Source organism: Hankyongella ginsenosidimutans, assembly GCF_005144965.1.
GTDB classification, from domain to species: Bacteria; Pseudomonadota; Alphaproteobacteria; order Sphingomonadales; family Sphingomonadaceae; genus Hankyongella; species Hankyongella ginsenosidimutans.
Window position 1 is genome coordinate 1,837,000 of the sequence record NZ_CP039704.1, and the last position, 24,094, is coordinate 1,861,093.

General features: G+C 64.7%; 24 protein-coding genes, 1 tRNA gene and 6 pseudogenes. 17 read left to right on the top strand and 14 right to left on the bottom strand.

Annotation, left to right across the window (positions count from 1 at the left end):
- Positions 1-51 precede the first annotated feature (51 nt).
- Complete coding sequence (locus tag E6W36_RS10765) at positions 52-525, bottom strand: Hsp20 family protein (protein ID WP_222872599.1); 474 nt, start codon at positions 523-525, stop codon at positions 52-54.
- Between the two features lie 170 nt (positions 526-695).
- Between E6W36_RS10765 and E6W36_RS10770 the strand changes: the two genes are divergently transcribed.
- The gene (locus E6W36_RS10770; protein ID WP_222872600.1) at positions 696-1,166 is read left to right on the top strand and encodes a DUF1465 family protein; all 471 of its coding nucleotides are present in this window, start codon (positions 696-698) and stop codon (positions 1,164-1,166) included.
- 92 nt (positions 1,167-1,258) lie between these two features.
- Here the strand turns inward: E6W36_RS10770 and mutL are convergent.
- From mutL to vapB, 3 genes and pseudogenes are all read right to left on the bottom strand, one after another.
- Positions 1,259-3,012: pseudogene (mutL, locus tag E6W36_RS10775) on the bottom strand (DNA mismatch repair endonuclease MutL).
- A gap of 100 nt (positions 3,013-3,112) precedes the next feature.
- Positions 3,113-3,409 (bottom strand): PIN domain-containing protein, encoded by a 297-nt coding sequence (locus E6W36_RS10780; protein WP_281277298.1) that lies wholly within the window; start codon positions 3,407-3,409, stop codon positions 3,113-3,115.
- A complete protein-coding gene (vapB, locus tag E6W36_RS10785; protein ID WP_222872601.1) occupies positions 3,409-3,630 on the bottom strand; it encodes a type II toxin-antitoxin system VapB family antitoxin in 222 nt (73 codons plus the stop codon). Before vapB ends, E6W36_RS10780 begins: the two co-directional genes overlap by 1 nt.
- Before the next feature lie 199 nt (positions 3,631-3,829).
- Between vapB and E6W36_RS10790 the strand changes: the two are divergent.
- The 11 genes and pseudogenes from E6W36_RS10790 (at position 3,830) to E6W36_RS10835 (ending at position 13,485) form a co-directional block, all read left to right on the top strand.
- Positions 3,830-4,877: pseudogene (locus E6W36_RS10790) on the top strand (rod shape-determining protein).
- A 71-nt stretch (positions 4,878-4,948) separates the two neighbouring features.
- Positions 4,949-5,899, top strand: a complete 951-nt coding sequence (gene mreC, locus E6W36_RS10795; protein ID WP_222872602.1) for a rod shape-determining protein MreC — start codon at positions 4,949-4,951, stop codon at positions 5,897-5,899.
- A gap of 36 nt (positions 5,900-5,935) precedes the next feature.
- Positions 5,936-6,487: a rod shape-determining protein MreD gene (mreD, locus tag E6W36_RS10800; RefSeq protein ID WP_222872603.1), complete on the top strand. Its 552-nt coding sequence runs from the start codon at positions 5,936-5,938 to the stop codon at positions 6,485-6,487.
- On the top strand, positions 6,427-8,343 hold the full coding sequence (gene mrdA / locus E6W36_RS10805) for a penicillin-binding protein 2 (RefSeq protein WP_222872604.1): 1,917 nt from the start codon (positions 6,427-6,429) through the stop codon (positions 8,341-8,343). Before mreD ends, mrdA begins: the two co-directional genes overlap by 61 nt.
- 169 nt (positions 8,344-8,512) lie before the next feature.
- Positions 8,513-9,462, top strand: a pseudogene (gene rodA / locus E6W36_RS10810) (rod shape-determining protein RodA).
- 132 nt (positions 9,463-9,594) lie between these two features.
- Positions 9,595-9,670, top strand: a tRNA-Lys gene (locus tag E6W36_RS10815).
- 330 nt (positions 9,671-10,000) lie between these two features.
- A complete protein-coding gene (locus E6W36_RS20725) occupies positions 10,001-10,132 on the top strand; it encodes a hypothetical protein (protein WP_281277299.1) in 132 nt (43 codons plus the stop codon).
- Positions 10,133-10,274: 142 nt separating this feature from the next.
- A pseudogene (locus E6W36_RS10820) lies at positions 10,275-10,679 on the top strand (SIR2 family protein); the annotation flags it as partial.
- 56 nt (positions 10,680-10,735) lie between these two features.
- On the top strand, positions 10,736-11,716 hold the full coding sequence (locus E6W36_RS10825) for a hypothetical protein (RefSeq protein WP_222872605.1): 981 nt from the start codon (positions 10,736-10,738) through the stop codon (positions 11,714-11,716).
- Positions 11,717-12,151: 435 nt separating this feature from the next.
- Positions 12,152-13,117, top strand: coding sequence for a hypothetical protein (locus tag E6W36_RS10830; protein WP_222872606.1), 966 nt, complete (start codon positions 12,152-12,154; stop codon positions 13,115-13,117).
- Positions 13,114-13,485, top strand: a complete 372-nt coding sequence (locus E6W36_RS10835) for a hypothetical protein (RefSeq protein WP_222872607.1) — start codon at positions 13,114-13,116, stop codon at positions 13,483-13,485. The genes E6W36_RS10830 and E6W36_RS10835 overlap by 4 nt, the downstream gene beginning before the upstream one ends.
- A 174-nt stretch (positions 13,486-13,659) precedes the next feature.
- Here E6W36_RS10835 and E6W36_RS10840 read toward each other — a convergent pair.
- The 7 genes and pseudogenes from E6W36_RS10840 to E6W36_RS10870 all read right to left on the bottom strand — a co-directional run bounded on the left by E6W36_RS10840 (position 13,660) and on the right by E6W36_RS10870 (position 18,310).
- Positions 13,660-14,803 (bottom strand): IS3 family transposase gene (locus E6W36_RS10840; RefSeq protein WP_246047533.1). Its coding sequence is split into 2 segments (ribosomal slippage): positions 13,660-14,530 and positions 14,529-14,803, totalling 1,146 coding nucleotides; the frame shifts between segments, so codons are not numbered across the junction.
- Positions 14,804-15,232: 429 nt separating this feature from the next.
- Positions 15,233-15,655 carry a type II toxin-antitoxin system VapC family toxin gene (locus E6W36_RS10845; RefSeq protein ID WP_246047536.1) on the bottom strand — a complete coding sequence of 141 codons (423 nt, stop codon included), beginning with the start codon at positions 15,653-15,655 and terminating at the stop codon, positions 15,233-15,235.
- Entirely contained in the window at positions 15,655-15,897 is a 243-nt protein-coding gene (locus tag E6W36_RS10850) for a type II toxin-antitoxin system Phd/YefM family antitoxin (protein WP_222872608.1), read from the bottom strand. The genes E6W36_RS10845 and E6W36_RS10850 overlap by 1 nt, the downstream gene beginning before the upstream one ends.
- Positions 15,890-16,582 carry a site-specific integrase gene (locus tag E6W36_RS10855; RefSeq protein ID WP_342776656.1) on the bottom strand — a complete coding sequence of 231 codons (693 nt, stop codon included), beginning with the start codon at positions 16,580-16,582 and terminating at the stop codon, positions 15,890-15,892. The genes E6W36_RS10850 and E6W36_RS10855 overlap by 8 nt, the downstream gene beginning before the upstream one ends.
- Positions 16,575-16,886: an NAD-binding protein gene (locus E6W36_RS10860; RefSeq protein ID WP_246047538.1), complete on the bottom strand. Its 312-nt coding sequence runs from the start codon at positions 16,884-16,886 to the stop codon at positions 16,575-16,577. The genes E6W36_RS10855 and E6W36_RS10860 overlap by 8 nt, the downstream gene beginning before the upstream one ends.
- A gap of 127 nt (positions 16,887-17,013) precedes the next feature.
- Positions 17,014-17,442: pseudogene (locus E6W36_RS23405) on the bottom strand (NAD(P)-dependent oxidoreductase); the annotation flags it as partial.
- 451 nt (positions 17,443-17,893) lie between these two features.
- On the bottom strand, positions 17,894-18,310 hold the full coding sequence (locus E6W36_RS10870) for an NAD(P)H-dependent oxidoreductase (RefSeq protein ID WP_246047539.1): 417 nt from the start codon (positions 18,308-18,310) through the stop codon (positions 17,894-17,896).
- A gap of 163 nt (positions 18,311-18,473) precedes the next feature.
- On the opposite strand from E6W36_RS10870, the gene E6W36_RS10875 reads away from it, so the two are divergent.
- Complete coding sequence (locus E6W36_RS10875; protein ID WP_281277301.1) at positions 18,474-19,232, top strand: LysR family transcriptional regulator; 759 nt, start codon at positions 18,474-18,476, stop codon at positions 19,230-19,232.
- Positions 19,202-19,450, top strand: a complete 249-nt coding sequence (locus E6W36_RS20730; RefSeq protein ID WP_281277302.1) for a type 2 periplasmic-binding domain-containing protein — start codon at positions 19,202-19,204, stop codon at positions 19,448-19,450. Before E6W36_RS10875 ends, E6W36_RS20730 begins: the two co-directional genes overlap by 31 nt.
- Positions 19,451-19,505: 55 nt before the next feature.
- Here the strand turns inward: E6W36_RS20730 and E6W36_RS10880 are convergent, their stop codons facing one another.
- The 3 genes from E6W36_RS10880 to E6W36_RS10890 all read right to left on the bottom strand — a co-directional run bounded on the left by E6W36_RS10880 (position 19,506) and on the right by E6W36_RS10890 (position 21,703).
- Positions 19,506-20,144 carry a hypothetical protein gene (locus E6W36_RS10880; protein WP_222872611.1) on the bottom strand — a complete coding sequence of 213 codons (639 nt, stop codon included), beginning with the start codon at positions 20,142-20,144 and terminating at the stop codon, positions 19,506-19,508.
- Positions 20,145-20,315: 171 nt separating this feature from the next.
- Entirely contained in the window at positions 20,316-20,969 is a 654-nt protein-coding gene (locus tag E6W36_RS10885) for a S8 family serine peptidase (protein WP_222872612.1), read from the bottom strand.
- Between the two features lie 8 nt (positions 20,970-20,977).
- The gene (locus E6W36_RS10890; protein WP_222872613.1) at positions 20,978-21,703 is read right to left on the bottom strand and encodes a S8 family peptidase; all 726 of its coding nucleotides are present in this window, start codon (positions 21,701-21,703) and stop codon (positions 20,978-20,980) included.
- Between the two features lie 107 nt (positions 21,704-21,810).
- Here E6W36_RS10890 and E6W36_RS10895 point away from each other — a divergent pair.
- The 3 genes and pseudogenes from E6W36_RS10895 to E6W36_RS10905 all read left to right on the top strand — a co-directional run bounded on the left by E6W36_RS10895 (position 21,811) and on the right by E6W36_RS10905 (position 23,961).
- A pseudogene (locus E6W36_RS10895) lies at positions 21,811-22,332 on the top strand (RNA polymerase sigma factor).
- Positions 22,329-23,090 (top strand): anti-sigma factor family protein, encoded by a 762-nt coding sequence (locus E6W36_RS10900; RefSeq protein ID WP_222872614.1) that lies wholly within the window; start codon positions 22,329-22,331, stop codon positions 23,088-23,090. Before E6W36_RS10895 ends, E6W36_RS10900 begins: the two are co-directional and overlap by 4 nt.
- 49 nt (positions 23,091-23,139) lie before the next feature.
- Positions 23,140-23,961, top strand: a complete 822-nt coding sequence (locus tag E6W36_RS10905; RefSeq protein ID WP_222872615.1) for a hypothetical protein — start codon at positions 23,140-23,142, stop codon at positions 23,959-23,961.
- Positions 23,962-24,094: the final 133 nt, after the last annotated feature.

Sequence of the window (24,094 nt, forward strand, 5' to 3'; positions counted from 1 at the left end):
GGCGCGCCCCGGCAAAGGCTGGGGCGCGCACTCATGCAGCAGTCCGCGGAATTACTCTGCGGCGATTTTCTGGATGTCGACCACGTCCTGCGTCTCGGCGCCGTTGATGGCGATCTTGCGCGGCTTCTTGTGCTCGGGGATCTCGCGGACCAGATCGACGTTCAGCAGGCCGTCGCTGAAGCTGGCGCCCGTCACGCGCACGACATCGGCGATCTGGAAGCGGCGCTCGAACCCGCGCTTGGCGATGCCCCGATGCAGGAACAGGCGCTCCTCGCCCTCGGGTTCGGGCTGCGCCCGGCCAGCGATGGTCAGCAGGTTGTCCTGAACCGTGATGTCGAGTTCATCCGCCTTGAATCCGGCGACCGCCAAAGTCACGCGATAGCGGTCTTCGCCAAGCTTCTCGATGTTATAGGGTGGGTAGCTGCCATCACCGCCGTCGAGGCGGGTCGCAAAGTCGACCAGGCGATTGAGGTTTTCAAAGCCGATCGACGAACGCAGCAATGGTGTAAAGTCAAGTGCACGCATTTTCTGTCTCCTTGTCAAAGCAAGACTTGGTTTCGCCTGCCATTATGGCCAGACGTCTTGAGTGCTGGGACCGGATTGCTTCCGCATCCCAACGCCATGCAATTGGTTATTAACCCTCTTTCTTTCAAGAGGTCATTGCGCAGCAAAAGCGATGCAGGCATAACGCGCGCATGGAACAGGTTCCCGCCGCCCTGACCGCTCGCCTGGTCGACCAGCTCTACCACGAGGCCATGGACCTGGCCGAGGAAACCCGCAGCTATTTCGACTCCATGGGGCAGGAGGAGCGCCGTCTGCTGGCGCCGATGGCCCGGGTTGTATTTTCCTGCGAGTCCCTGAAAATCACCACGCGCCTGATGCATGCGATTTCCTGGCTGCTGGTCCAGAAAGCGGTCGCCGCCGGCGAGATGACGCCGGAAGATGCGAACCGCAGCGACCGCCGGCTTGGTCTGGCGAATAGCGGCGTACCGATCGGCCAGGACGAGCGCCTGGCGATGCTGCCGGAGGCCGCCCGCGCGCTGGTCGCCCGCAGCGAGGACCTGTTCGAGCGCGCCTGCCGCCTCGAGCAGCAGGTCGGCCAGCCGGAGGCGGACGTCGACAGCCCCGCGCGGGCGCTGATATCCCGCCTCGAGGCCGCGTTCTGAACGCGTAATGCGTGATGAAATTTGATTGATCCGACATCGCGAGGCTGCATAGCAGCCGTGGCGATGACGGATGAGTCAGGTTAAAGCAGGCGCTACCGCCTGCCGAACAGCCGCTCGATATCGGCGCGCGCGAGATGCACCAGCGTCGGACGGCCGTGGTTGCACTGGCTGGAATTGGGCGTCGCCTCCATTTCGCGCAGCAGCGCGTTCATCTCCAGGGTAGAGAGCGCCCGCCCGGCGCGCACCGAGCCATGGCACGCCATGGACGAACAGACGGCATGCAGGCGTTCGGTCAGCAGCAGCGCGTCGCCGTGTTCGGCGATATCGTCGGCGAGATCGTGCAGGAGCGCGCGCGCATCGACCGTACCCAGCAGCGCCGGGGTCTCGCGCACCAGCATTGCCTGTCGCCCGAAGCGCTCGACGACAAGCCCAAGCTGCGCCAGCTTTGCGGCCGCCGCCTCCAGCCGGTCGCAGGACGGTTCGTCCAGTTCCACCACGTCCGGAAGCAGCAGGGTCTGACGCTTGACGCCGTCTCGCGCGAGCGCTGCCTTCAGCCGCTCGTAGACCAGACGTTCGTGCGCTGCGTGCTGGTCGACCAGCACCAGGCCGTCCGCGGTCTCGGCGACGATGTAGGTGTTGTGGATCTGCGCGCGCGCCGCCCCGAGGGGTAGTGGCCGGCGTCTGGCGGCGGCGCGGCGTCCGGCGTTTCGCTGCGCGCCTGCGGCGGCAAGGGGCCAAGGGCGGGCGGCGGGCTCCAGGCGCGGACCGGCTCCCGCGCGCCCGGCGCCGGGGGCGGCAGCGGGGCGAACGCCCCGAGCGCTGCCAGGCCGATCTGGCTCGAGGTGCGCTGGCCGGCGGCCTCCAGCGCGCGCTTCAGACCGCCGACCACAAGGCCGCGCACCAGCCCGGCGTCGGCGAAGCGGACCTCGGCCTTGGCGGGGTGGACGTTGACATCGGTGAAGCCCTTGGGCGTGGCGAGGAACAGCACGACCACGGGGAAGCGGTCGCGCGCCAGCACATCCTGATAGGCGGCCCGCACCGCGCCGGTCAGTTGCCGGTCCTTCACCGGGCGGCCGTCCACGAACAGGAACTGCCAGTCGCCGCTGCCGCGACTATGGGTCGGCAGGCCGGCGTATCCAGTCAGGCTAAGCCCCTCGCGTTGCAGGTCGATGGGCAGGGCGTTGTCGATGAAGTCGAGGCCCAGGGTGTCGGCGAGCCGTCCGCCGCTCGCCGCGAACAGGTCGCCCGCCTGCGCCGCGCTGCGGTAGGTGATGCGTCCGTCGTGGGAGAGGGCGAACGCCACCTGCGGATGCGCCATCGCGATGCGCCGCACGACATCCAGGCAGGCGGCGTATTCGCTGCGCTCCGACTTCAGGAACTTCAGCCGCGCCGGCACCTTCTGGAACAGGTTGCAGACGGCGATGCGGGTGCCGGGAGCGGCGGACGCCGGCTCATCCGCCAGCCGGTCGCCATGGTCGATCAGCAGTCGCCAGCCGGGACCATGCTGGGTGCGGCTTGCCAGTTCCAGCCGAGATACTGACGCGATCGAGGGCAGGGCCTCGCCGCGAAAGCCGAGCGTCGCGATCGCCATCAGGTCGTCGTGCGGCAGCTTGGAGGTCGCGTGGCGCTCGACGGCAAGGCGCAGGTCGTCCGGCGTCATGCCGCAGCCGTCGTCGACCACCTGCAAGCGGCTGATCCCGCCGGCTTCCAGTTGCACCTCGATCCGCCGGGCGCCGGCATCAATGGCGTTTTCCACCAGCTCCTTCAGGGCGCTGGCCGGGCGCTCGACCACTTCGCCGGCGGCGATCTGGTTGATCAGGGTATCGGGCAGGCGGCGGATGGTCATCCGAGCCAATCCTCGCAGCGCAGCCCATCGACCCGCATGAATTCACGCAGGTTTCCTGTGACCGCGACCAGCCCGCGACTGCGCGCATGCCCGGCGATCATCAGGTCGTAGCTGCCGATGGCCTGCCCGCTTTTTCCAGCGTGGCGCGAATGTCCGCCGCATGCGCGGCAGCGTCGGCATCGAAAGCGAGCACTTGCAAACGCGCGGCAAAGCGCGCGACTTCGACACGGTAGTGGTCTGGGCGGGCCGAGCGCTCTGCACCGTAGAGCAGTTCATGGAGACTGACGGTCGAGATGCACAGACCCCGTGCTTCCCGGTTGAACCTTTCGCGCGCCGGGGCCGGCCGGTCGCGCAGCACCCGGATGCATAGGTCGGTGTCCAGCATGTAACGCAGCATCAGAAGGTTTCGCGCTGCTGGGTCGCCGGTTTCTGGCGCGGCCCGAGCGCGATGCCTTCGGCGGCGAAGAAATCGTCCCAGAGGGCTTCCGACGGGATGAGGATGCGCGTGTTGCCGTCGATCAGAATCACGACTTCGTTGGTCCCCTCCGGAAATGCGACCGCTTTGGGCAGCCGCACAGCCTGGGTCCGGTTTGATTGAAACAGGGTCGTGCGTGTCATGGTCTTCATCCGTATATCCAAGAAGGATATACATGCCGCGGGCTTGGCGCAAGCACGGAAAAATCTTTACCGGCTCTCGACAAAAATCCCTTGGCGGAACCCGCTTCAATCGCCATCCTCCCGCGCCATTGCTGCGAGTCGCGCCGGGCGTGCGCGAGGCCTGCAGCGACATCATCCACCCCCAGAACAAGCGAAACACATGGCCGGTCTTCTCAGTCGTTTACTCAACATGATGTCCTCCGACATGGCGATCGATCTGGGGACGGCGAACACGCTGGTCTATGTGCGCGGCCGCGGCATCGTGCTCAACGAACCGTCCGTGGTGGCGCTGAAGAACCCGCGCTCGGACCGGCAGCAGGTGGTCGCGGTCGGAGCCGAGGCCAAGCTCATGCTGGGCCGCACCCCGGCAACATCGAGGCGATCCGGCCGCTGCGCGACGGCGTGATCGCCGACATCTTCGTCGCCGAAGAGATGATCAAGCACTTCATCCGCAAGGTGCACAACCGGCGCTCCTTCACCTCGCCGGAGATCGTGATCTGCGTGCCGTCCGGCTCGACCTCGGTGGAGCGCCGCGCGATCCGCGACGCCGCCAACAACGCTGGCGCCAGCCAGGTCTATCTGATCGAAGAGCCGATGGCGGCGGCGATCGGTGCCGGATGCCGGTCACCGAGCCGACCGGTTCGATGGTGGTCGACATCGGTGGCGGCACCACGGAAGTCGGCGTGCTGTCGCTGAACGGCGTCGCCTACGCCAACTCGGTGCGGGTCGGCGGCGACAAGATGGACGAAGCGATCATCAACTACGTCCGCCGCAACCATAACCTGCTGATCGGCGAGACCATGGCCGAGCGCATCAAGAAGGAAATCGGCATCGCCTGCGCCCCGCAGGACGGGCATGGCGCCTCGCTCGAGATCAAGGGCCGCGACCTGATGAACGGCGTGCCCAAGGAGATCATCATCAACCAGGGCCAGATCGCCGAGGCGATTTCCGAGCCGGTCGCCCAGATCATCGAGGGCGTGAAGGTCGCGCTGGAAAACACCGCGCCGGAACTGGCAGCCGACATCGTCGATACCGGCATCGTGCTGACCGGCGGCGGCGCGCTGCTTGGCGACATGGACCGCGTGCTGCGCGAGGCGACCGGCCTGCCGGTCACCGTCGCCGAGGATCCGCTGATCTGCGTGGCCATGGGCACCGGGATTGCGCTGGAGAACCCGCTGTATCGCGGCGTTCTGACCACGGCCTATTGACGCCGGACCTTGACCGCACCGCACAATCGCCCGATCACAGGGTTTAAGAACGCCCAAGAGCTTGCACACTCATGCCGACCTACGGGCAGCGCCAGAGCGGGTCCCCGCGCCAGCGGTGGAGCTGGCTGATCCAGCGCGGGACCCTTGCGGCCCTGCTGCTGATCGGCCTTGGCCTGCTGTTTTCCGGCGGTCGCGACTTTCCCGGCGCCCGGCAGTTGCGCGGCCTGGCGATCGACTCGCTGGGTCCGATGCTGTCGCTGGCGCGCGCCCCGTTCGAGGCCGTCAACACCGCCGGCCAGTGGGTGCAGAGCTACCTTGCGGTCCGCACGCAGAACGAGGCGCTGGAGCAGGAAGTCGCGCGCAGCCGCCAGGTCGTCGAGCAGTTCAACACCCTTAAGCGCGAAAACGCCGAATTGCGCGCGCTGACCGGCCTTCAGGACATCCCGGTGCGGCAGATCGGCGCATTCCGCATCGTCGGCGCCAGCCCAAGCGCGCCGGCGCGTCTTGCCATCATCGCCGGCGGCGTCGGGCGCGGGCTGCGGGTCGGCCAGCCAGCGCGCGATGCCCGCGGCCTGGTGGGCCGGATCGTCGAGGTCGGGGCGACGTCCGCGCGCGTACTGCTGATCACCGACGCCGACAGCCGTGTGCCGGTGCGGGTGCAGCGCACCGGCCAGACGGCGATGGTCGAAGGCCTGAGCGATATCGATCTTTCGGTGCGGTATATCTCGGGTGCCACGCCGCTGGAAGTTGGCGACCGGCTGGTGACGACCGGGCAGGGCGGGGTGTTTCCGCCGGGCATTCCGGTCGGCGTCGTCACCCGTGCCGGTCCATTGGAGGGCAGGGCGCAGCCGTTCGCCAACCCGAACGGGCTCGACCTCGTGCTGGTTTATGCGCCCTATCTGCCGGAGGCGCACGCCCCAGCCCGACTGCGCCGGCCAGGCTGGTGCCGTCGCCCTATATCAGCCGCCCTGCGGACATGGCGCTGTGCCCGCCGGCGCTGTGTGCCCGACTGTAGCGGCTGATGTGCCGCCGGAGACGCCACAGGCGGAGACGCCGCAATGAGCGCGCCGCGCGCGCTGCGCACCCGCGAGGAGCAGTTGGCGGAATATGCGCGCCGCGTGCGCGCCAGCCTGCCGGTGCTGGTGTCGCTTGGTATTTCGACCCTGGTCGCCGTGCCCCTGTTCGTCTCCGGACCGTTCTGGCCGCATTGGGGCGCGCTGTGCGTCTATCACTGGAGCGCGCACCGGCCGGACCTTATGCCGCCGCCGGTCGCTTTCGCCTTCGGGCTGGTGCTGGATGTCTGGATGGGGACGCCGTTCGGGCTGAACGCGACGCTGTTCCTTGTGCTGGCGGCGTCCGTCGCGTCGCAGTATGCCGCGTTCGCCGCGCGGCCGTTCATCTTCGCCTGGGCGGTTGCGATCCCGGTTCTGGCGCTGTTCGAGGCGCTGAACTGGTCGCTGCTGCAACTGGCGAGCTACACCCTCGACCCGCAGCCGTTTCTGGTGCAGACCCTGTCGAGCGCGCTTGCCTATCCGCTGGTTGCCGGGCTGTGTGCGCGCATGCAGCGCTGGGCTATAGATCGCTGGATACCGCCGCTGGACGCCAACTGACCGATGCAAACCGAAGCAGACCGCCTGCGCCTGTTCCACCGCCGCGCCCTGCTGATCGCCGGTGCGCAGGGGCGTTCGGCCTGGCGCTCGCCGGGCGGCTGGCGTACCTCTCGTTGTTCAAGACCGACGAATACACGCTGCTCGCCGAGGACAACCGGGTCGCGCTGCGGCTGATCCCGCCGTCGCGCGCAGTGATCTACGATCGCACGGGCAAGCCGCTGGCGCTCAATCGCAACGCCTTCCGCCTGACCATGATCCCGGAGGAAGCCGGCGACATCGACGCAGCGCTCGACCGGCTCGCCGCCATCTACCCGGTGACCGACGAGGAGCGCCTGCGCATCAAGCGCGCGGCCGCCCGCCAGGCCAGCTTCCAGCCGGTCGAGATCGCCGCCGATCTGGACTGGGACGCCTTCTCAGCGATCAGCGTGCGCCTGCCGGAGCTGCCGGGCATCCAGCCGGTGCAGCTGTTCACACGCAGCTACCCGGAGGGTGCGGCGTTTGCGCACCTGCTCGGCTATATCGGCCCGCCAAGCGAAGCGCAGGTCGAGGCTGCGGACGACCCGGTGTTCCGCGCGCCGGGCTTTGCGGTCGGCAAGGGCGGCATCGAGCAATCGCTGGAGACGCGGCTGCGCGGCACGGCCGGCGTCGCCAAGGTCGAGGTGAATGCTCGCGGCCGCATCATCCGCGATCTGGAGCGCATCGATGGCAAGATTCCGCCGCCGCTGACCCTGACCATCGACCGCGATCTGCAGCGATTCGTGCAGGATCGCCTGGCCGGCGAGTCCGCGTCCGTCATCGTGTTCGATGCGCCGACCGGGGAAATACTCGCGCTTGCAGCCGTGCCGGGGTTCGACCCCAACAGCTTCATTGGCGGCATCTCGACCGCGGAGTGGCGCGCGCTGACCGGCGACGAACGCCACCCGCTGCTCAACAAGCCGGTGCAGGGGCAATATCCACCCGGCTCCACCTTCAAGATGGCGGTGGCGCTGGCGGCGCTGGAAGCCGGGGTACCGCCCGAGGACAGCGTGGTCTGCACCGGGCGCTATCAGCTCGGCAGCCACACGTTTCACTGCTGGCGACGGCGCGGCCATGGCCGGGTCGACATGGCGTCTGGCATCTACAGCAGCTGCGACACCTATTTCTACGCGACCGGACGCCGGATCGGCGCGGATGCGATCGCCGCCATGGCGCGCAAGCTGGGCCTGGGCGAGACATTCGATCTGCCGATCCCGTCGCAGAAGTCGGGCCTGGTGCCGGATGCGGCGTGGAAGCGCAGGCGCTACAACGCCGCCTGGCAGACCGGCGACACGGTCAATTATGCCATCGGCCAGGGCTATCTGCTCACGACGCCGTTGCAGCTGGGCGTCATGGTGGCGCGGCTGGCCTCGGGCCTGGCGCTGCAGCCGCACCTGGTCCGCGACGAGGCGCGCCCGCCGCCGGCACCGCTCGACCTCAATCCCGGGCACCTGGCGTTCGTGCGCAACGCCATGGCGGACGTGGTGAACCGCGGCGGCGGCACTGCGCGTGCGGCGCGGCTTCAGGGCGGCATCCTGATGGCGGGCAAGACCGGCACGGCGCAGGTGCGGCGCATCACCATGGCCGAGCGCCGCGCCGGCGTGCGCCGCAACGAGGATCTGCCGTGGAAGCAGCGCGACCATGCGCTGTTCGTCTGCTTTGCGCCGGTCGATCAGCCACGCTACGCCTGTGCGGTCATTGTCGACCATGGCGGATCGGGCTCGAAAGCCGCGGCTCCAGTCGCGCGCGATATCATGAACTTCCTGTTCGCCCGCGATTCCGCCGCACTCGCCGACGCCCAGGCGCCGGACGCCCCGGATGCCCCGGAGTCGCCACTGTGAGCGCGCCGCGCTCGATCCCGACCGGCTGCAGCATATCGCCTGGCCGATTGTCGGCGTACTGGCGGCGTTGACCGGCATCGGCCTCACCCTGCTCTATTCGGTGGCGGGCGGGAACTGGGCACCCTGGGCCAGCAATCAGGCCATCCGGTTTCTCGCCATCCTGCCGCTGATGCTGGCGATCGCCGCGCTCGATCTGCGCCGGCTGCTGGCGGTAGCCTATCCGGCGCTGCTGGCCTGCCTGCTGCTGCTGGTGGTGGTGGCGGTGCTGGGGCACACGGCGGGCGGGGCGCAGAGCTGGCTCAACCTCGGGTTCATCCGCCTGCAGCCCTCGGAACTGACCAAGATCGCGCTCGTGCTGGCGCTGGCGCGCTATTACCATCAGTTGGCGCGCGTGCATGTGAACGATGCGCATCGGCTGATTCCGGCGCTGGTGCTGGTCGGCGTGCCGACCCTGGTGGTGCTGGTGCAGCCGGACCTCGGCACGGCGGTGCTCATGCTGGCGGCGAGCGCTGCGGTCATGTTTCTGGCCGGCCTCAACAAGTGGTGGTTTATCGGCAGCTTCGGCGCGGTGGCCGCCGCCGGGCCGCTGGCCTGGCCGTTCCTGCTGCCGCACCAGAAGAACCGGGTGCTGACCTTCCTCAACCCGGAGCGCGATCCGCTGGGCGCCGGTTACCACATCACGCAGTCGAAGATCGCCATCGGCTCGGGCGGGCTGCTCGGCAAGGGCTATCTGGAGGGCACGCAGAGCCACCTGAAGTTCCTGCCGGAAATCCAGACCGACTTCATCTTCGCCGTGCTGGTGGAGGAATGGGGTGGATTGGCGGCGTGCTGCTGCTGGCGCTGTATGGCATCCTGATCGGCTGGAGCCTGTGGGTGGCGGTCACCGCGCAGTCGCAGTTCGGGCGGCTGGTGGCGGCGGGGCTGTCGGCGACGATCTTCTGCTATGTCGGTGTCAACATGGGCATGGTGACCGGGCTGCTGCCGGTGGTCGGCATTCCGCTGCCCATGGTCTCCTATGGTGGCTCGTCGATGCTGACCATGATGATCGCGACCGGCCTGCTGCTCAACATCGCCCTCAACCGGGATGACCCCTTGAGCGAGCGCACCCGCCCGGCGTGAAGGCGCGCACAGGGCCATCGCCCGCGAGACGGGGTGCCCTGCAAATACCGCTGGACAGCGTGGTCCTACTCTGTTAACCGCCTCGCCTCTTGTTGCGCAGCCCGGCCCTGCCGTTGGCACCCGCCAAGCGATGGACGCATAGCTCAGTCGGTAGAGCAGCTGACTCTTAATCAGCGGGTCCTAGGTTCGAGCCCTAGTGCGTCCACCATCCTTTCAGTGACTTAGATGTGATTTGGAGGCAACGCCTTCCGGCGGGGCACCAATGGGGCATCAGATCGAAAAGGCTGTTACTATCTACCCCGTATGGGGCTCAATTTCTTAAAAGCAGTCGCAAGTATCTATAAGGATGCTATTGTCAGGAGATGCGCTTCCTTTCTGATGGCCCGATAATACCCTCTCACCTGCTGACCCAGCGCAATGAGGGCAATGTCATCTTCTTTTGCGGGGCGGGGATTTCCCGGCGCGCTGGACTTCCTGATTTCGCTGGGCTGACACAAAAGGTCTTGGAGAAGCTGAGTTCGAAAAGGCGCTCGCCGCGATGGAGCGCGGGGACAGCTCGGATCGCGTCTTCAAACTTTTGGTTCACGAGTTTGGCCAGTTCGAGATCGATCGAGAGATTTATGCTGCGCTGAAAGTGGCCAAAACCCTGACCTTTCCTGTCATCGGATGATCCTTGATCTTTCGAGTGTGGATGGACGTCCTCAGCTCGTCACCACGAACTTTGATCTTCTGTTCGAAGCCGTCGAAAAGCGCATTTCACGGGTTGTCCCTCCGGCTCTGCCTGACCTGTCGCTACAGCAAGCCATAAAGGGGTCGTTTACCTGCATGGACGCCTACGCAAACCGGAAGTGGGTGTGGCATCCGGCTATGTTATCAGCAGTGCAGACTTTGGTAGGGCATATTTGTCTGAAGGCTGGGCAACCCGTTTCGTGAAAGCCCTTCGCGAACGATATACAATCGTCCTGCTGGGCTATCGAGCGGAAGACCCGCCGATGCGGTATCTGCTGGAAGGCCTGAACGCTGCCGATGGTGTCAGCTACAATTCTCCAATCTATGCATTTACCCAAGGCGATGAGGGGATGCGAAAGAAGAATGGCAGGATCGAGGCGTCACACCGATCTGCTATCGGAAGAGCGACGATCATGCGGGACTTTGGGACACGCTGTCTGCTTGGGCAGATGCGGTGCGAAATCCCGAAGAATGGACTAAAAAGGTAATCAGTTTAGCCCAAAAGCGCCCCATTGAGGTCACCCCGCACGAGCGCGGGCAAGTCGTGGAACTGGTTAGTAGCAAACACGGTGCGAAGCGCTTTGCTGATGCAAGACCAGCTCCCTCTGCGGAATGGATGTGTGTCTTTGACCCGAATGTCCGTTATGGCGAACCAAGGAAGCGGTCGTGGAACGATGAAGAGGAAATCGACCCGCTCGACCTCTTTGGCTTGGATAATGACCCGCCTCGCCCTCCCAAGGAAGCCAATGGCCAGCGCACCATTCCCGGCTTTAACCCGCTGAACTGGAAGCATGGTGATGCCAGTTTTCCTGAAAGGACTGGGCTAAGAGGATGGCATTCGCAATTGGCAAACCCGTTGCCAGAACGCCTTAACCACATTGCGAGATGGTTCGGTGATGTGATGCATGAACCCGTCGCGGTTTGGTGGGCGGCGGGCTGGAAGCAACTCAACCCAAATATGCTCGGGTTTGTAGTCATGCGGCTACATCGCCGCGAAGGCGACATTCCGCAAGAGGCGGTCACCTTCTGGCGTCTCTATCTCGAAAGCTGTGATCACGGCGGCAATTCTGATCGCGAGTATGGCTGGCGCGAATTTCGGTCAATGGTTGGCAAGGAGGGCTGGTCGGGTGCCGCATTGAGATTCTTTGAGCGTGTTTCCCAGCCTCGCGTTGAGTTCAGTCGGGACAATTATGAACGTAGCTATCCCGTGGAGGAAAGTTGGGATGACTTGCCTCTCCGGCGATTGGTTGATGCGAAGGTCAGGCTGCTAGATCGGCACAACGAGAAGCTAGATATTCCTGACGAGCAATTGGCCGGGGTCATTGCTGTTGTGCGGCGCAGCCTTTGGCCGCATCATCCCTTCTCGACGAGATCGGCACGGTGTGGTGGGACATGCCGACCCTTCACCCCACTGGGGAACGAGGTGAATCCTTTCACGGACGAAAGACACAGTATTTCCTGTGGTTTCGTGATCTGTTTGTTCGCCTCATCGAGCTTGACCCTGAGGCAGCTGCACTCGAAGTGAGGCAATGGCCCATAAATGATGGCTACTTCTTCGGGAAGCTGTCCATTTATGCGGCTATGTTTCCCGGAGTTGTGTCCGCAAGCCAAGCCGCTGCGATTCTGTCAGAATTGAAGGATAAGATTTTCTGGGAGCCTCGCTGTCAAGGGAGCTTCTCTTCACGCTGCGAGCGCGCTGGCCGGATTTCATTAGCAGGCAGCGCCGAGCAATAGAGCGGAGAATCGCCAAAGGCCCGACGAGGTGGGAGGAGGAGAAGGCGTCTGACTTCCGGCGACGCAGAGCCGTGTATGCCGCTGAAAGATTGGCATGGCTTGAATTGAATGGCTGCCCATTGTCTCCTGCGGCGGCGAAAAGCTTGATGCGCTGAAACGTGTCGATCCCAAATGGTCCGACGATTGGGCTGGCAATGCAGACCGGTCGCTCGATTCACGCGGCGGGATGGTCGAGAGAGTCACTGATACTCGTGGAATTGAATCAGCCCCCATCGGCAGGATTCTCGACGAGGCGCGAAACAAAACCGAGAGCCGTCACGGTGAATTGCGGGACTTCCGCCCGTTCGAGGGTCTTGTCGTAGCTCAGCCATTTCGGGCGCTGGCAGCACTGCGCTTCGCACTGCGAAATGACGATGTCCCAACCGGCTTCTGGGAAGCATTGCTGTCGAACTGGCCGGAGGAGACTCCTCAGGTTGCGCTGGCTCGTCGCCCATACCGTCTCCCAGCTTCCAAAAGATGCTTTGGAAGCGATGAGATACTATGTTCCCAGATGGTTCCAAAACACCTTATCTTGGTGTCCACGAAACCGGGTGCAGCTCACTTGACGGAAGCTGATCGCCCGCGCGCACTTGCCATATTGGATAAGGTGATTGCAATTTATGTGGCGATGCCACCTGAGCTGACAAAGAGCGGCATAGGACACACTTCAGTTGGCGGAGTAGTTCAGGATCGCTCTGAGGTATCTATCAACAAGGCAATTAATAGCCCGATCGGTGTTTTAGCCGAGGTGCTTAGTCGACTCATGCCTGATACTGCAACTGAGCAAGGGACGATGCCTGACGGTCTAGGCGAACGCTTTGAAGCTCTATTCGAAGCTAATGGCGACGGCGGCGGTCATGCCGCCTGCGTAGTCGCGCGACATTTTCCTTGGATCGATCACTGTTTTCCGGAATGGACACATCGAGTTCTACGGCCCATGTTCTCGATTGATCATCCGCTGTCGGAAGCGGTTTGGCATGGCTTTGCTCAAAGCCGGGAATGGCCCACGACCAAAACGCTGAAAATGCTCTGCCCCCATCTGCTTGCTTTGCTGAAGGGCGAACCTGTTTGGGGCTGGATAAATCTGAAAAGCAGCATTTGGTTCAAAAGATGGTGGTTCTCACCAGACCTGAGAAGGACGGCGGCCCTTTGATCTCCTTCAAGCAAGCGCGTGAAGCGCTGATTGCTCTGGATGACAAGGGACGGGGTGATGCTCTGTGGATGCTAGGAAATATCGCATCTGAACAGGGCACATGGACCTCGTTCGTAAAGCCCTTCATCGTGAAGGCTTGGCCACGTCAGGTCAAATACCGAACCGAAAGCGCCTCTCGCAGCTTTGCACATTTGATTGAGAAGTCTGGCGACAATTTCCCGGATGCCGTTCGGACCTTAGTAGGCCTGATTCGGCCCGTGGCGCATCTCGACATGATAACCTATCGTCTTTCCAAAGAGCCGGAAGAAGGCACCAACGACTTTGCAGGAGATTTCCGGCTGAGACGCTTCAACTGCTTGACGCGTTAATTGCGGATGACAGGTCGCAAATGCCGTATGAATTGGGAAGGCCTTAGAGGTCATCGCAGAAGCTGACCCAGCATTGCGACGTACAAGGGAATGGCGACGCCTTTATGATCTGACCGTCTAAGACGCCTTCGATTTGATAGAATGGAGCTGACGTGCTCCCCTGATTGTTACCAGTCAGAGGTAGAGTCGGGCTCCTTCATGATGGTTGTTTGATGGGATGGCAACGTGTCTGGGGCATGCCCCAGACACGTTGGCCGGCGGTCTCGGCGGGGTCTTCCCGCCCAGTTTCGAGTGCGGCCTGACCGTATTGTAATCGTGCCGCCAGGCGGCCAGCACGAACCGGGCATGGGCCAGCGAGGTGAACAAGGTCTCGTTGAGGCATTCGTCGCGCAGGCGACCGTTGAAGCTTTCGACGAAGCCGTTCTGCATCGGCTTGCCGGGCGCGATGTAGTGCCACTCGACCCGCCGCTCCTGCGACCAGCGCAGGATGGCTGACGAGGTCAGTTCGGTGCCGTTATCGCTGACCACCGTGTGCGGCTTGCCACGGCTGCCCATCAGGCTGGTTAGTTCCCGCGCCACCCGAGCCCCGGACAGCGAGGTGTCGGCCACCAGCGCCAGGCACTCCCGCGTGTAGTCATCGACCACGCACAGGATGCGGAAGCGCCGACCGCAGATCAGGCTGTCGGAGACGAAGTCGAGCGACCAGCGCTGGTTCGGACCATCCGGCAGCACCATCGGTCTGCGCGTACCCAGCGCCCGTTTCCGGCCACCACGGCGACGCACGCGCAGCCCTTCCTCGCGATAGATGCGCAGCAGCTTCTTGTGGTTGGGTGCGATGCCCTCCCGCGCCAGCAGGTAGCCCAGGCGGCGATAACCGAACCGGCGGCGCTCCGCCGCCAGCTCACGCAACCGTTGCCGCAGCGCTCCGTCATCCGGCCTCGTCGGCTCGTAACGGATCACCCTTCGGCTCACACCAACCAGTGCACACGCCCGACGCTCGCTCACCCCGTGATGCTCCCGGGCATGGGCGACGGCTTCCGCTTGGCGCGGGCGTTACCATTTTTGATGCCAGATCCTTCAGCACCGCGTTGTCGAGCATCGCCTCGGCCAGAAGCTTCTTCAGGCGGGAGTTCTCCTCCTCGAGCGACCGCAGCCGCCGGGCCTCGGACACATCCAGACCGCCGAACTTCGACTTCCACTTGTAGAACGTTGCCGAGCTGATCCCGTGACGGCGGCAAACCTCCGCCGTCGCCATCCCAGCTTCCTGCTCCTTCAAGATCGCAATGATCTGCTCTTCGTTGAACCTGCTTCGCTTCATATCGTCCGACTCCTTGGCGTCGGACTCTACCAAAAGCGGTCACATTTCAGGGGAGCACGTCAGAGCACCTAAATCCTATGGTGGCTACATTACCCTGACCTGCCCCCGCTGGTCCCGCGATTATAAGCTAACTCTGTTCATGTTTGGGGAACTGGTCCTGCTTTTCCACACAAGGCGCAGATGATCGGGAAGCGCAGGCCGGGTCCGGCGCGCCACTCTACCAGCCACGGCGGGTCGAGCGCGTCCGTCACCGCCGCCACAGCCTTTCGGCATGCCGACGGCGGCTCTGTCCCATCCGCGCCGCAATCGTCATATCACCGGCAGACGTCCAAGAGCCGCCAAAACGGTGTTTGCCGATCATGTTATAGGCGACCGAGAGCTGGACAATATCATCGTCCGGCAAGTGTTCCGGGACCAAAACGGACTCCGTCACACCGTAACCACCGGCACACCGAGCTTGGGCGCGGCCTCGGCCATGATCTTGTCGAGCGTTGCGAGACGATGTCCAGCAGACGACGCAATCGCCAGATGCAATGCGTCCCCGGCGCGCAGCCCCAAATCATGCTGATCCGCGAACCGCGCCGCCACGTCGAAATGATTTCCCGCAACCAGCACAGACACAAAAATCTCGCTTTGCAACTCCGCCCATGTCGCCATGATTTCGGCGCGGTTTTCGATGGATAATGCGCCCGTCCGAACCTTGACCGACAATGCGCTCGAAACTTCGGTTACAACCCAAGGGCTGATGACAAGTTCACCCTCCGGTCGAGCTTCGATCCATTGTTGCACGCGCTGCGTCGTTCCTTCGCGCGTAAGTGCCGCGACGATGACTGACGTATCGATATAGATCATCAGTAACGGTCAGTGTCGCGCAGGGCGCGAATGAAATCCGCTGCACTTTCCTCTTGGAAAGGAAGCCGGTCTGTCAACGCGGCGAGCCTGCCCGGTTCCAGTTTGCGCTTTAGCGGAACAGGAGGTGACAGTCGCGCTGCCAGCTTGCCGCGCCGGATGATGTCCACCGTCTCGCCCGCTTCCGCGCGATCGACAAGCTCGCTCAGATGCGCCTTGGCATCAGCAAGGTTGATCCTATCCATGCGCATATCTCCTGACCACTTTCATGACCATATCAGGAAGCGGTGGACAATTCAACACTGCTTGCCCGAGGTCGGTGTCGGCCAAGCCTCCCAAATAGGCGTTCCACGCCTCCAGCGCCTCGCGCTTTTCGGTGACATAGCCATAGCGGTTATAGACTGCGGCTACCCCGGAGATGATCCCGCTCGAATGGTTGAGAACCTTTTCGACCACATGGGGCGCAACGCCCACTTGCGCCATGCCTGATGCAGCCGTGCGACGCAGGTCGTGCAGATGCCAATCCTTTGTCCCGGACAGCTCCGAGATGCGCGCCAGCATCTTGCTGAACCCGCTCACCGCTGTCTTGCGCGTGGTGGTGAAAACGAAATCGCAGTTCACGAAGCGCGGCAGGGTCTCAAGGATCGATAGGGCGAACGGCGTCAGCGGCACGACATTGGCGCGCTTGTTCTTGGACCGTGCGGACGGGATTTCGGAACTGGTCCTGCTTTTCCGCACAAGGCGCAGATGATCGGGAAGCGCAGGCCGGGTCCGGCGCGCCACTCTACCAGCCACGGCGGGTCGAGCGCTTCCGTCACCGCCGCCACAGCCTTTCGGCATGCCGACGGCGGATGGGATCAATTCAGGGTGTACGTCCTGCGACTTCCAACCGGATGATGCCATCCGATTGGAAGCCACGCTCTCATGCATAACGCTTCACGATCCCGGTCGCGTTCAGGTCGCCCAAGCCTTCGTCGCGGGCGGCGGCGTAGCTGCGGCCCACTTCAGCGGCTGCGGGCATGGCCGCGCCGGCTGCGGCGGCGCTGTGCGCGAGCATCGCGAAATCCTTGGCGACAAGGTCGATCGGAAAAGCAGCCGGGAAGGCGTCGCCCAGCATGGCTGGGGCGGCAAGCTTCAGCGCCGGCGACGCCACGGGCGTTTCGGCATAAGCGGCAACTATGGGGGCAGGGTCGAAGCCGGCCTTGCGGATCAGCCCGATGAGTTCGCCCACCACGGCCAGTTGGGCCGAACAGCGCATTGACGGTGAGCTTTGCCAGGCAGCCCGCGCCGGTCGGGCCGGCGTGATGGAGCGCGCCGCCCATGGCCAGCAGGACAGGGCGCACGCCTTCGATATCGGCCGCCTCGCCGCCGGCCAGAAAGATCAGCGACCCGGCTTCCGCCTGCGGCCGCGATCCCGCGAGCGGCGCGTCAATAAAGCTGCGACCGGCCGCGGCAAAGGCCCCGGCGAGGCGCTGGATACCGGGCAGCGACAGGGTGGAGCATTCAACCCCGACAGCCCCTTCGGCCAGCCCGTCGAGGGCCGTCCGCCCCAGCCAGACCTCGGTTGCGGCGTCGTCGTCACGCAGCATCGAGAAGACAATGTCCTGTCCGTCCGCTGCAGCGCGCGGCGTCGGCATCCAGCGCGCGCCCTGGGCCAGCATGTCCGCGGCACGGCCCTCGGTGCGGTTCCAGACGGTCAGGTCATGGCCGGCGGCGAGCAGTCGCGCGGCCATCCGCGCACCCATGGCCCCAAGGCCGAGGAAAGCAATCTTCGCCATCTTCGTCTCCATTAGAGCGATCTCCCGGTAGATGGACTCATCTGCTGGTCAAGAAATCGCGACAAAACAATAGTATAGAGTGGCTGATCTGGTTCTGTCAGATCGAAAACCGCTCCTTGATCGTTTCAGATTGAATCAATCTGAAACGATCAAGGTCTAATTGTTGATAAGAGCCTGATTCACGCCCTCGGTTGAAGCACATATGCTTCAACCTCAACCGATCAGGCTCTAGCAGGCCGCTGAAAAGTGGTTTCTCAGACTCCAACCCTATGGCCGTCATTCCGGCGAAAGCCGGAATGACGAAATGAGGCTGTATTATTCCACTTTTCAGCAGCCTGCTATGCCGCGCGCGCGGACGGGATCGCGGCGATGGCGGCGCGCGCCGCCGCCTCAGCGGCCTCGCCCTGGCCCATGTTGATCCCTTCGACCGGGATGACGGTGACATCGGCGATGCCGAGAAAATTCAGTACGAAAACGAGATAGGGGCCACGAAGTCGGCCGGCTTGAAATCACCCGCATAACCTGCTGCGCCATAGGCGATGACAATGAAGGCGCGCTTGCCGGTCACCAGACCGCCGAAGTTCTGGCCGTCGAAGCTGAACGTGCGACCAACGCGGACGATCTGGTCGATCCAGGCCTTGAGGGCGGACGGGACGCCGAAATTATACATCGGCACGGTGATCAGGATGTCGTCTGCGGCCTCGATTTCGGCGATCAGCTCGTCGGAGAGCATCGTTGCCTGCTTCTCCGCCGTGCCATGGGTTGCGGCGTCGGAGAAGAAGGCCGATCGTCGCCAGCGAGATATGCGGGACGGGCTGCTCCGCCAGGTCGCGGACGATCGTGCGCGCCGGCGCGAGATGCGCGGCAAGCTCGTCGCCAAAACGGCGCGACCAGGAATCATCATGGCGGCTGGAGGAATCGATGCGCAGTAACGTGGTCATGTTGGGGCCTTTCCATCAGTTGGCATTGGGCGGAGCCATAAGAGATGCGCGTGGGCCATTAAAGACCTTGAAATTAACTTCAGTCGTGCGAATTTCGCATGAATGGAGACCGACGATCTGAAAATCCTGCTACTGGTGCGCCGTCACGGCGGCTTTGCGGCGGCTGCGCGCGCGCTCGGCCTCAACCCTGCGTCGGTATCGCGCAAGGTCGCCGAGATCGAAGCACGGATCGGCCTGAGGCTGTTCCAGCGTTCAACCCGCCGCTTCAGTTGCACCGAGGCGGGTGACGCATTTCTGGACCGGGTCGGACCGGTTCTCGAGGAGTTCGAGGCGGCTTTCGGCCAGGCCGAGGATCTGGCGGACGGCCCGAAAGGCACCCTGCGTCTCACAACCTCGGTCGCGTTCGGGAATGAGGCGCTCGTGCCGTTGCTTCCGGCCTTTCACGCAGCTTATCCCGGCATCGCCCTCGACCTGATTCTGACCGATGCGGCGCTCGATCTGGTCCGTGACCGGATTGATCTGGCGCTGCGCCTCGCGCCGGCACCGGCGGGCGATCTGATCAGCAGCCGGCTGCTGACCGCGCGCTACCGGGTGGTCGCCGCGCCCGGGTATCTGCAACGGCACGGACGTCCGGGTACGCCGGCCGATCTGGCGGCGCATGGCACCTTGCGTTTTGCACTTCCCGGCTTTCGCGACCGCTGGCTGTTCCGTGATGCCGCCGGCGCCATCGCCGAGGTGCCGGTCGGCGGCTGGCTGGTGATCTCCAACGCGCTCTCCTGCGGCTGGCCTGCCTTCAGGGACTCGGTCCCGCCCTGCTGGCTGACTGGCTCGTGCGCCGGGACATCGCGGCTGGAACCTTGACGGACCTGTTTCCCGAGTTCGACGTCACGGCAACCCGCTTCGATGCCGGGGTCTGGGCGCTGTATCCGAGCCGGTCCTACCTGCCGCAGCGGGTGCGCGCGATGCTCGACTTTCTGCGCGGCCATCTGGCGCGGCCGGATCCATCGCACATGCCGGAAATGGGGATGCTCCGGCGGGGTGCCGGAGCATCCAGGAAGGGTGCGTTTGAGGCACTTTAACACAAGTGCCTCAAACTCAGTCGGAAAGGCTCTAGCAGGCTGCTGAAAAGTAACTTCAGCGGCGGCGACCGGCGGCCTTCACCCGGCCGGGAGCCTGGCCCTGGCGGTTGACGGTGCGGTTGACGCCGGCCTCGGTGCGGGTGACGGTCGCGTCGCGGCGATAGACGGTCTCGCCGGCGCTGTTCACGGCGCTGGCCGAGCGGGTGTAGCCGGTGTCGGTGCGCTCGAAGCTGCCGCTGGTGGTGCCGCTGCCGCCGCGCGAGCTGCTGTAGGTGCCTTGTGAAGTATAGCCGTTTTCCGTCTTGGTGATGGTGTTGCTGTATTGGCCGGTCTCGCCGTTTTTCCCGGTGACGCTGCTGTTGACCGTGGCGGTGCCGTCACCATTGCGGGTGAACTCCTTATTGTAGCTGGAGGTCTTGCCGTCGACGCCGGTGCGGGTGCCGCTGGCGGTATAGCCGGTCTCGGTCTTCTGGCGGGTGACGTTCGAGCTGGTGGTCTCGCCGTTCACGCCGGTCGTCGTGCGGCTGTTGGTGTAGGTCTTGGTTGCCGGGTCGTAGGTCTGGGTCGCGGTATAGGTGCCTTGGTCCGTGGTCACCGTATTGGTGTTGGTGCGCGGTGTGGTCTGGGCGTCCTGGGCATAGGCCGGGGCGGCGAGGCCGAGGGCGATCGAGGCAAGCAGGGCGGTTTTCATCATCGTGTATCTCCTTGGTCGTCGTGGCTGACAGTGTTGAAACGCGCGGGCGCTGGGCTTTCTTCCCGCAATCGGAAAATTCGCGGTTAGAGCAACATGCTTTAAATCTGCATCGCGGCGATGGCAGGCACCAAGCTGATTTAAAGCATGAAGTTGCTCTATAAACTCATGTTCCTAAAGCATCTTTGCGCCAAAATGCGACAACGCATCTGATCCCATCCGTGAGTCGCATTTTAGGCGCGATGCTTTAACGGCTGGCGATCTGCGCTCCATCGACCAGCCCGTCGCCGTAGATCGGGTCGCGGCCGCGCGGGCCAAGGTCGATCGCCTGACTGCGCAGGCCGGCCAGACTCGCGCTGCCCTGTTGCGGGCTGGGCGCGGCTTGCTCGAGCGCCAGGCGCGCCGCCACCACGGGGCCGCGAACGAGGTGCCGCGCACCTTCATCAGTTCGCCGTCCGGCGTGCTGACCAGCACGTCCGCGCCGCGTGCTGCAAAATCCACCTGGTCGCCCTGGTTGGCCTCCAGCAGCACCTTCTGCCGGCTGTCGACCCCGGTCACGCCCACCACCTGCGGATAGGCGGCCGGGTAGAGCGGCGGCGCGCTCGGCCCGTCGTTGCCGACCGAGGCGACGATGGTGAAGCCCCGCGCGCTCAGCGTTGCGATGGCCTTCTCCAGCGCCCGGTTCGGCGGCCCGACCAGGCTGATGTTGATGACCGGCACATTCTCGCGCGCCATCCAGGCCAGCGCCTTGATGACGGCCTCGCTGGAGCCGCCGTCCGGGTCGTCTGCGCCATAGACATCGGCGGCATAGAGGGTGGCACCCGGCAACAGCGCTTTCAGTTTCGGGTTTTCCCCACCAGCATGGAGGCGATGGCGGTGCCGTGGGCATCGCCGACGATCGCGCCGCTTTCGGTGAAGCCCTTGACCAGAATGTGGGCGGACCTGAGCGTTGGCGCCTCGGCGTCGACCCCGCTGTCGATCAGGCCGATGCGCACATGGCTGGCGGGCACGCCGCCGCCGCCGCCGCTCCCCGCGTCGGCGACGCGCGGGCCGGAGGCACCGGCGCCTTCCAGCACATGGTTGTAGTCATAGTCGCCGCCCGGATCGGCGGCGCGCAGGTCGGCCAGCGCCTGCTCGATGCCGACGCCCTGTGCGGCGCGCAGCACCGTCAACCGCTGGCCCAGCCCGTCGATCACCCGGTCGCGCAGCACCGAAAATCCGAGATCCCGCGCGCGGGCGATCGCGGCGTCGCTGGCGTCGGTCGCCAGAACCTCGCCCTGCACCACCAGATCGCCGTTACGCAGCTGCTCAAGGAATGCGCGGAAGCGCCGCAACCGCTCCCGCTGGCGTTCACGGCGGATCGCGCGCTGCTGCATCCGTTCGCGCCAGTATGTCCGGGTCTGGGTGGAGCGCAGCCGCTGCAGCCGGGCTGTCTGTGCCCGTTCCGGCAAGTGCTCGCGCAGGCGCGCCGGGCGGGCCTGGCTTTCCACTGGCGCCGGCATGCCGACGACCAGCGTCGCAGCCAGCGCCAGCAGCAGGCTCAGTCTGAAGCCTTTCACCATATGCCATCTCCGCCCGGTCTTTGTATCCTGTCTTTAAACGTTCGGTGCGAATAAAATCTTTCTCGCGGCGGGAAGAAACGCTGGAGGCGACGCGTTTGGGAAACATGATGGATACGCAAGCAGAAGTCCGCCAAGCCCTGATCGCGCTGCTGCCGCGCCTGCGCCGCAGCGCACGCGCGCTGACCGGGGGACGGCGGCGGATGCGGACGATCTGGTGCAGGCGACTGTCGAGCGGGCGCTGCGCCGGCATGAGAGTTGGATCCCGGCACCCATATCGACCGCTGGGTTCTAAGGATCATGAAAACGCCTGGATCGACGAGACGCGGGCGCGGGCAGTGCGCCGCCGGGTCCATGACGACGATGCGGAACCCGAGGCGGTTGGCCATGACGGGCTGGCGCAGTTCGAGGCGCGCCTGGATCTGGGCCTGGTGGCCCGCGCCATGGCGACCCTGCCGGAGGAGCAGCGCCTGGCGATCACGCTCGTACTGGTCGAGGGGCTTTCCTACAAGGAAGCCGCCGAGATCATGGAGGTGCCGATGGGTACGCTGACCAGCCGGCTCGCCCGGGGCCGGACCGCCTTGGAAACACTGCTGCGGCCGGACGCGTCGCAGCGACAGGAGCAGGCATGATGGAATGGAGCGACGCGATGCTGATGGCCTATGTTGACGGCGAACTCGACGCCGATACGGCGGCGCGCCTGACCGCCGTGCTCGCCAGCCGCCCGGATCTGGCGCAGCAGGTCGAGGCGCTGCGCCGCGTGCGCCGGATGGTGGCGGACGCCTATGCCCCGATCCTCGACGAGCCAGCGCCGGATCGCCTGACCGCCCTGCTGGCGGAGCCGCCGGCGCGCACGGCCGAGGTGGTCGATCTGGCTGCCCGCCGCGCCAAGCCAAAGGTACCGGCGCGCCCGCTCAGCCAGCGGCTGGCGCCGTGGATGGCGATGGCGGCGGCGGTCGTGGTCGGGGTGCTGCTCTCGACCGGGGAGCGCCCGCGCCTCGAGGGCGATGCGCTGGTCGCGCTGCAAGACGGCGCGCCGGTTGCGAGCGGGCCGCTGCGCACGGCCCTGGAGACGACGCTCGCCAGCGACGCACAGACCGGCACGGTGCGGGTCGGCGTCACGTTCGCCGCGGCCGGCGGCTATTGCCGCAGCTTCTCGGCGGAAGGCGGCGCGGCGATCTCGGGCCTGGCGTGCCGGGATGGCGGCGCCTGGCAGATCGCGTTGCTGGAGCGTAGCCCGAGCCGCGAAGGTACGGAGCTGCGCACCGCCAGTGGATTAACGCCCGCGCTCGCCGCCGCCATCGAGGCGCGCGCGACGGGGATATGCTTAACGCCGCCGCAGAACGCGCGGCCCGTGACAACGGCTGGAAACCTTAAGGATATAAGATGAACAAGATGATCGTAAGCCTCGCCCTGCTGGCCGGGGTGCTGGCGGAGCCTTGCCTGGCGCAATCCGCCCCAAGCTGACCTTCAGCACCGGCGTCGACTATTCCCGCGGCGATTTCGATGCCGACGCCAAGACCAGCATCGTTTACGCGCCCTTCACGACCCAGCTTGCCTGGGGCGACTGGTCGTTCGGTGCGACCATCCCGTATATCCGCATCGAAGGGCCGGGTGCTGTGGTCGGCGGCGGCGACAGCGGTGTCGTCGTGACGTGCGGCCCACGCCGGCAGCGGCTGGGACTCTGTCCGCAGGCGGAACCATCCGCGCCGCAAGCAGCGGTAACCACGGCCGGCGGCCTGGGCGACTTGAGTTTTTCCGCCGGCTATCTGCTGCCGGAGGCCTGGACCGGCACCTGGCTGGTTGAGCTTCAAGGCCGCCTGAAAGCGCCGACGGCGTCCACGCGCAACGGGCTGGGCACGGGCAAGGTCGACTATGGCATCGGCGTCGATATCGCCCGCGGGCATGGCACGGTCCGGCCGTTCATCAACCTGGGCTACCGGGTGCTGGGCGACTTCACTTATGTCAACCCTGCGGCCGGCGAGGCGCAGGATGTGGACTTCAGCAACGGCCCGACCGTCAGCGCTGGAACCAGCGTGGTGCTGGGGACAATACGCTGTTGTTCTCCTACGATTATGCCCGCAAGACCGTCGACACGGCATCGGACAGCCACAGCCTCTACGGTGGCTGGACCTATCATGTCGGCCCGCATCTTGATCTCACGGGATATGGCGCCGCCGGGTTGTCGCGCAGCGCGCCGGATTTCGCAGTCGGCCTGCAGATTTCCGTCCCCGTCGGCCTTTAGGGTCAGGCCTCATTAGAGCGATTTCCAAGCAGATGGACTCATCTTCTGGTTAAGAAATCGCGGCAAAACAAAATATAGAGCGGCGATCTGATTCTATCAGATCGAACGCCGCTCTATAAAAGAATAGGGTCGTAGCGCTGGCGTTCTGG

What these genes read in the sequence shown, in the direction of transcription:
- E6W36_RS10765 (WP_222872599.1), bottom strand. Translation starts at nt 525, where the DNA reads ATGCGTGCACTTGACTTTACACCATTGCTGCGTTCGTCGATCGGCTTT.
- E6W36_RS10770 (WP_222872600.1), top strand. Translation starts at nt 696, where the DNA reads ATGGAACAGGTTCCCGCCGCCCTGACCGCTCGCCTGGTCGACCAGCTC.
- E6W36_RS10780 (WP_281277298.1), bottom strand. Translation starts at nt 3,409, where the DNA reads ATGCTGCGTTACATGCTGGACACCGACCTATGCATCCGGGTGCTGCGC.
- vapB (WP_222872601.1), bottom strand. Translation starts at nt 3,630, where the DNA reads ATGACACGCACGACCCTGTTTCAATCAAACCGGACCCAGGCTGTGCGG.
- mreC (WP_222872602.1), top strand. Translation starts at nt 4,949, where the DNA reads ATGCCGACCTACGGGCAGCGCCAGAGCGGGTCCCCGCGCCAGCGGTGG.
- mreD (WP_222872603.1), top strand. Translation starts at nt 5,936, where the DNA reads ATGAGCGCGCCGCGCGCGCTGCGCACCCGCGAGGAGCAGTTGGCGGAA.
- E6W36_RS20725 (WP_281277299.1), top strand. Translation starts at nt 10,001, where the DNA reads ATGGAGCGCGGGGACAGCTCGGATCGCGTCTTCAAACTTTTGGTTCAC.
- E6W36_RS10830 (WP_222872606.1), top strand. Translation starts at nt 12,152, where the DNA reads ATGGTCGAGAGAGTCACTGATACTCGTGGAATTGAATCAGCCCCCATC.
- E6W36_RS10845 (WP_246047536.1), bottom strand. Translation starts at nt 15,655, where the DNA reads ATGATCTATATCGATACGTCAGTCATCGTCGCGGCACTTACGCGCGAA.
- E6W36_RS10850 (WP_222872608.1), bottom strand. Translation starts at nt 15,897, where the DNA reads ATGGATAGGATCAACCTTGCTGATGCCAAGGCGCATCTGAGCGAGCTT.
- E6W36_RS10855 (WP_342776656.1), bottom strand. Translation starts at nt 16,582, where the DNA reads ATGCATGAGAGCGTGGCTTCCAATCGGATGGCATCATCCGGTTGGAAG.
- E6W36_RS10875 (WP_281277301.1), top strand. Translation starts at nt 18,474, where the DNA reads ATGGAGACCGACGATCTGAAAATCCTGCTACTGGTGCGCCGTCACGGC.
- E6W36_RS10880 (WP_222872611.1), bottom strand. Translation starts at nt 20,144, where the DNA reads ATGATGAAAACCGCCCTGCTTGCCTCGATCGCCCTCGGCCTCGCCGCC.
- E6W36_RS10890 (WP_222872613.1), bottom strand. Translation starts at nt 21,703, where the DNA reads ATGGTGAAAGGCTTCAGACTGAGCCTGCTGCTGGCGCTGGCTGCGACG.
- E6W36_RS10900 (WP_222872614.1), top strand. Translation starts at nt 22,329, where the DNA reads ATGATGGAATGGAGCGACGCGATGCTGATGGCCTATGTTGACGGCGAA.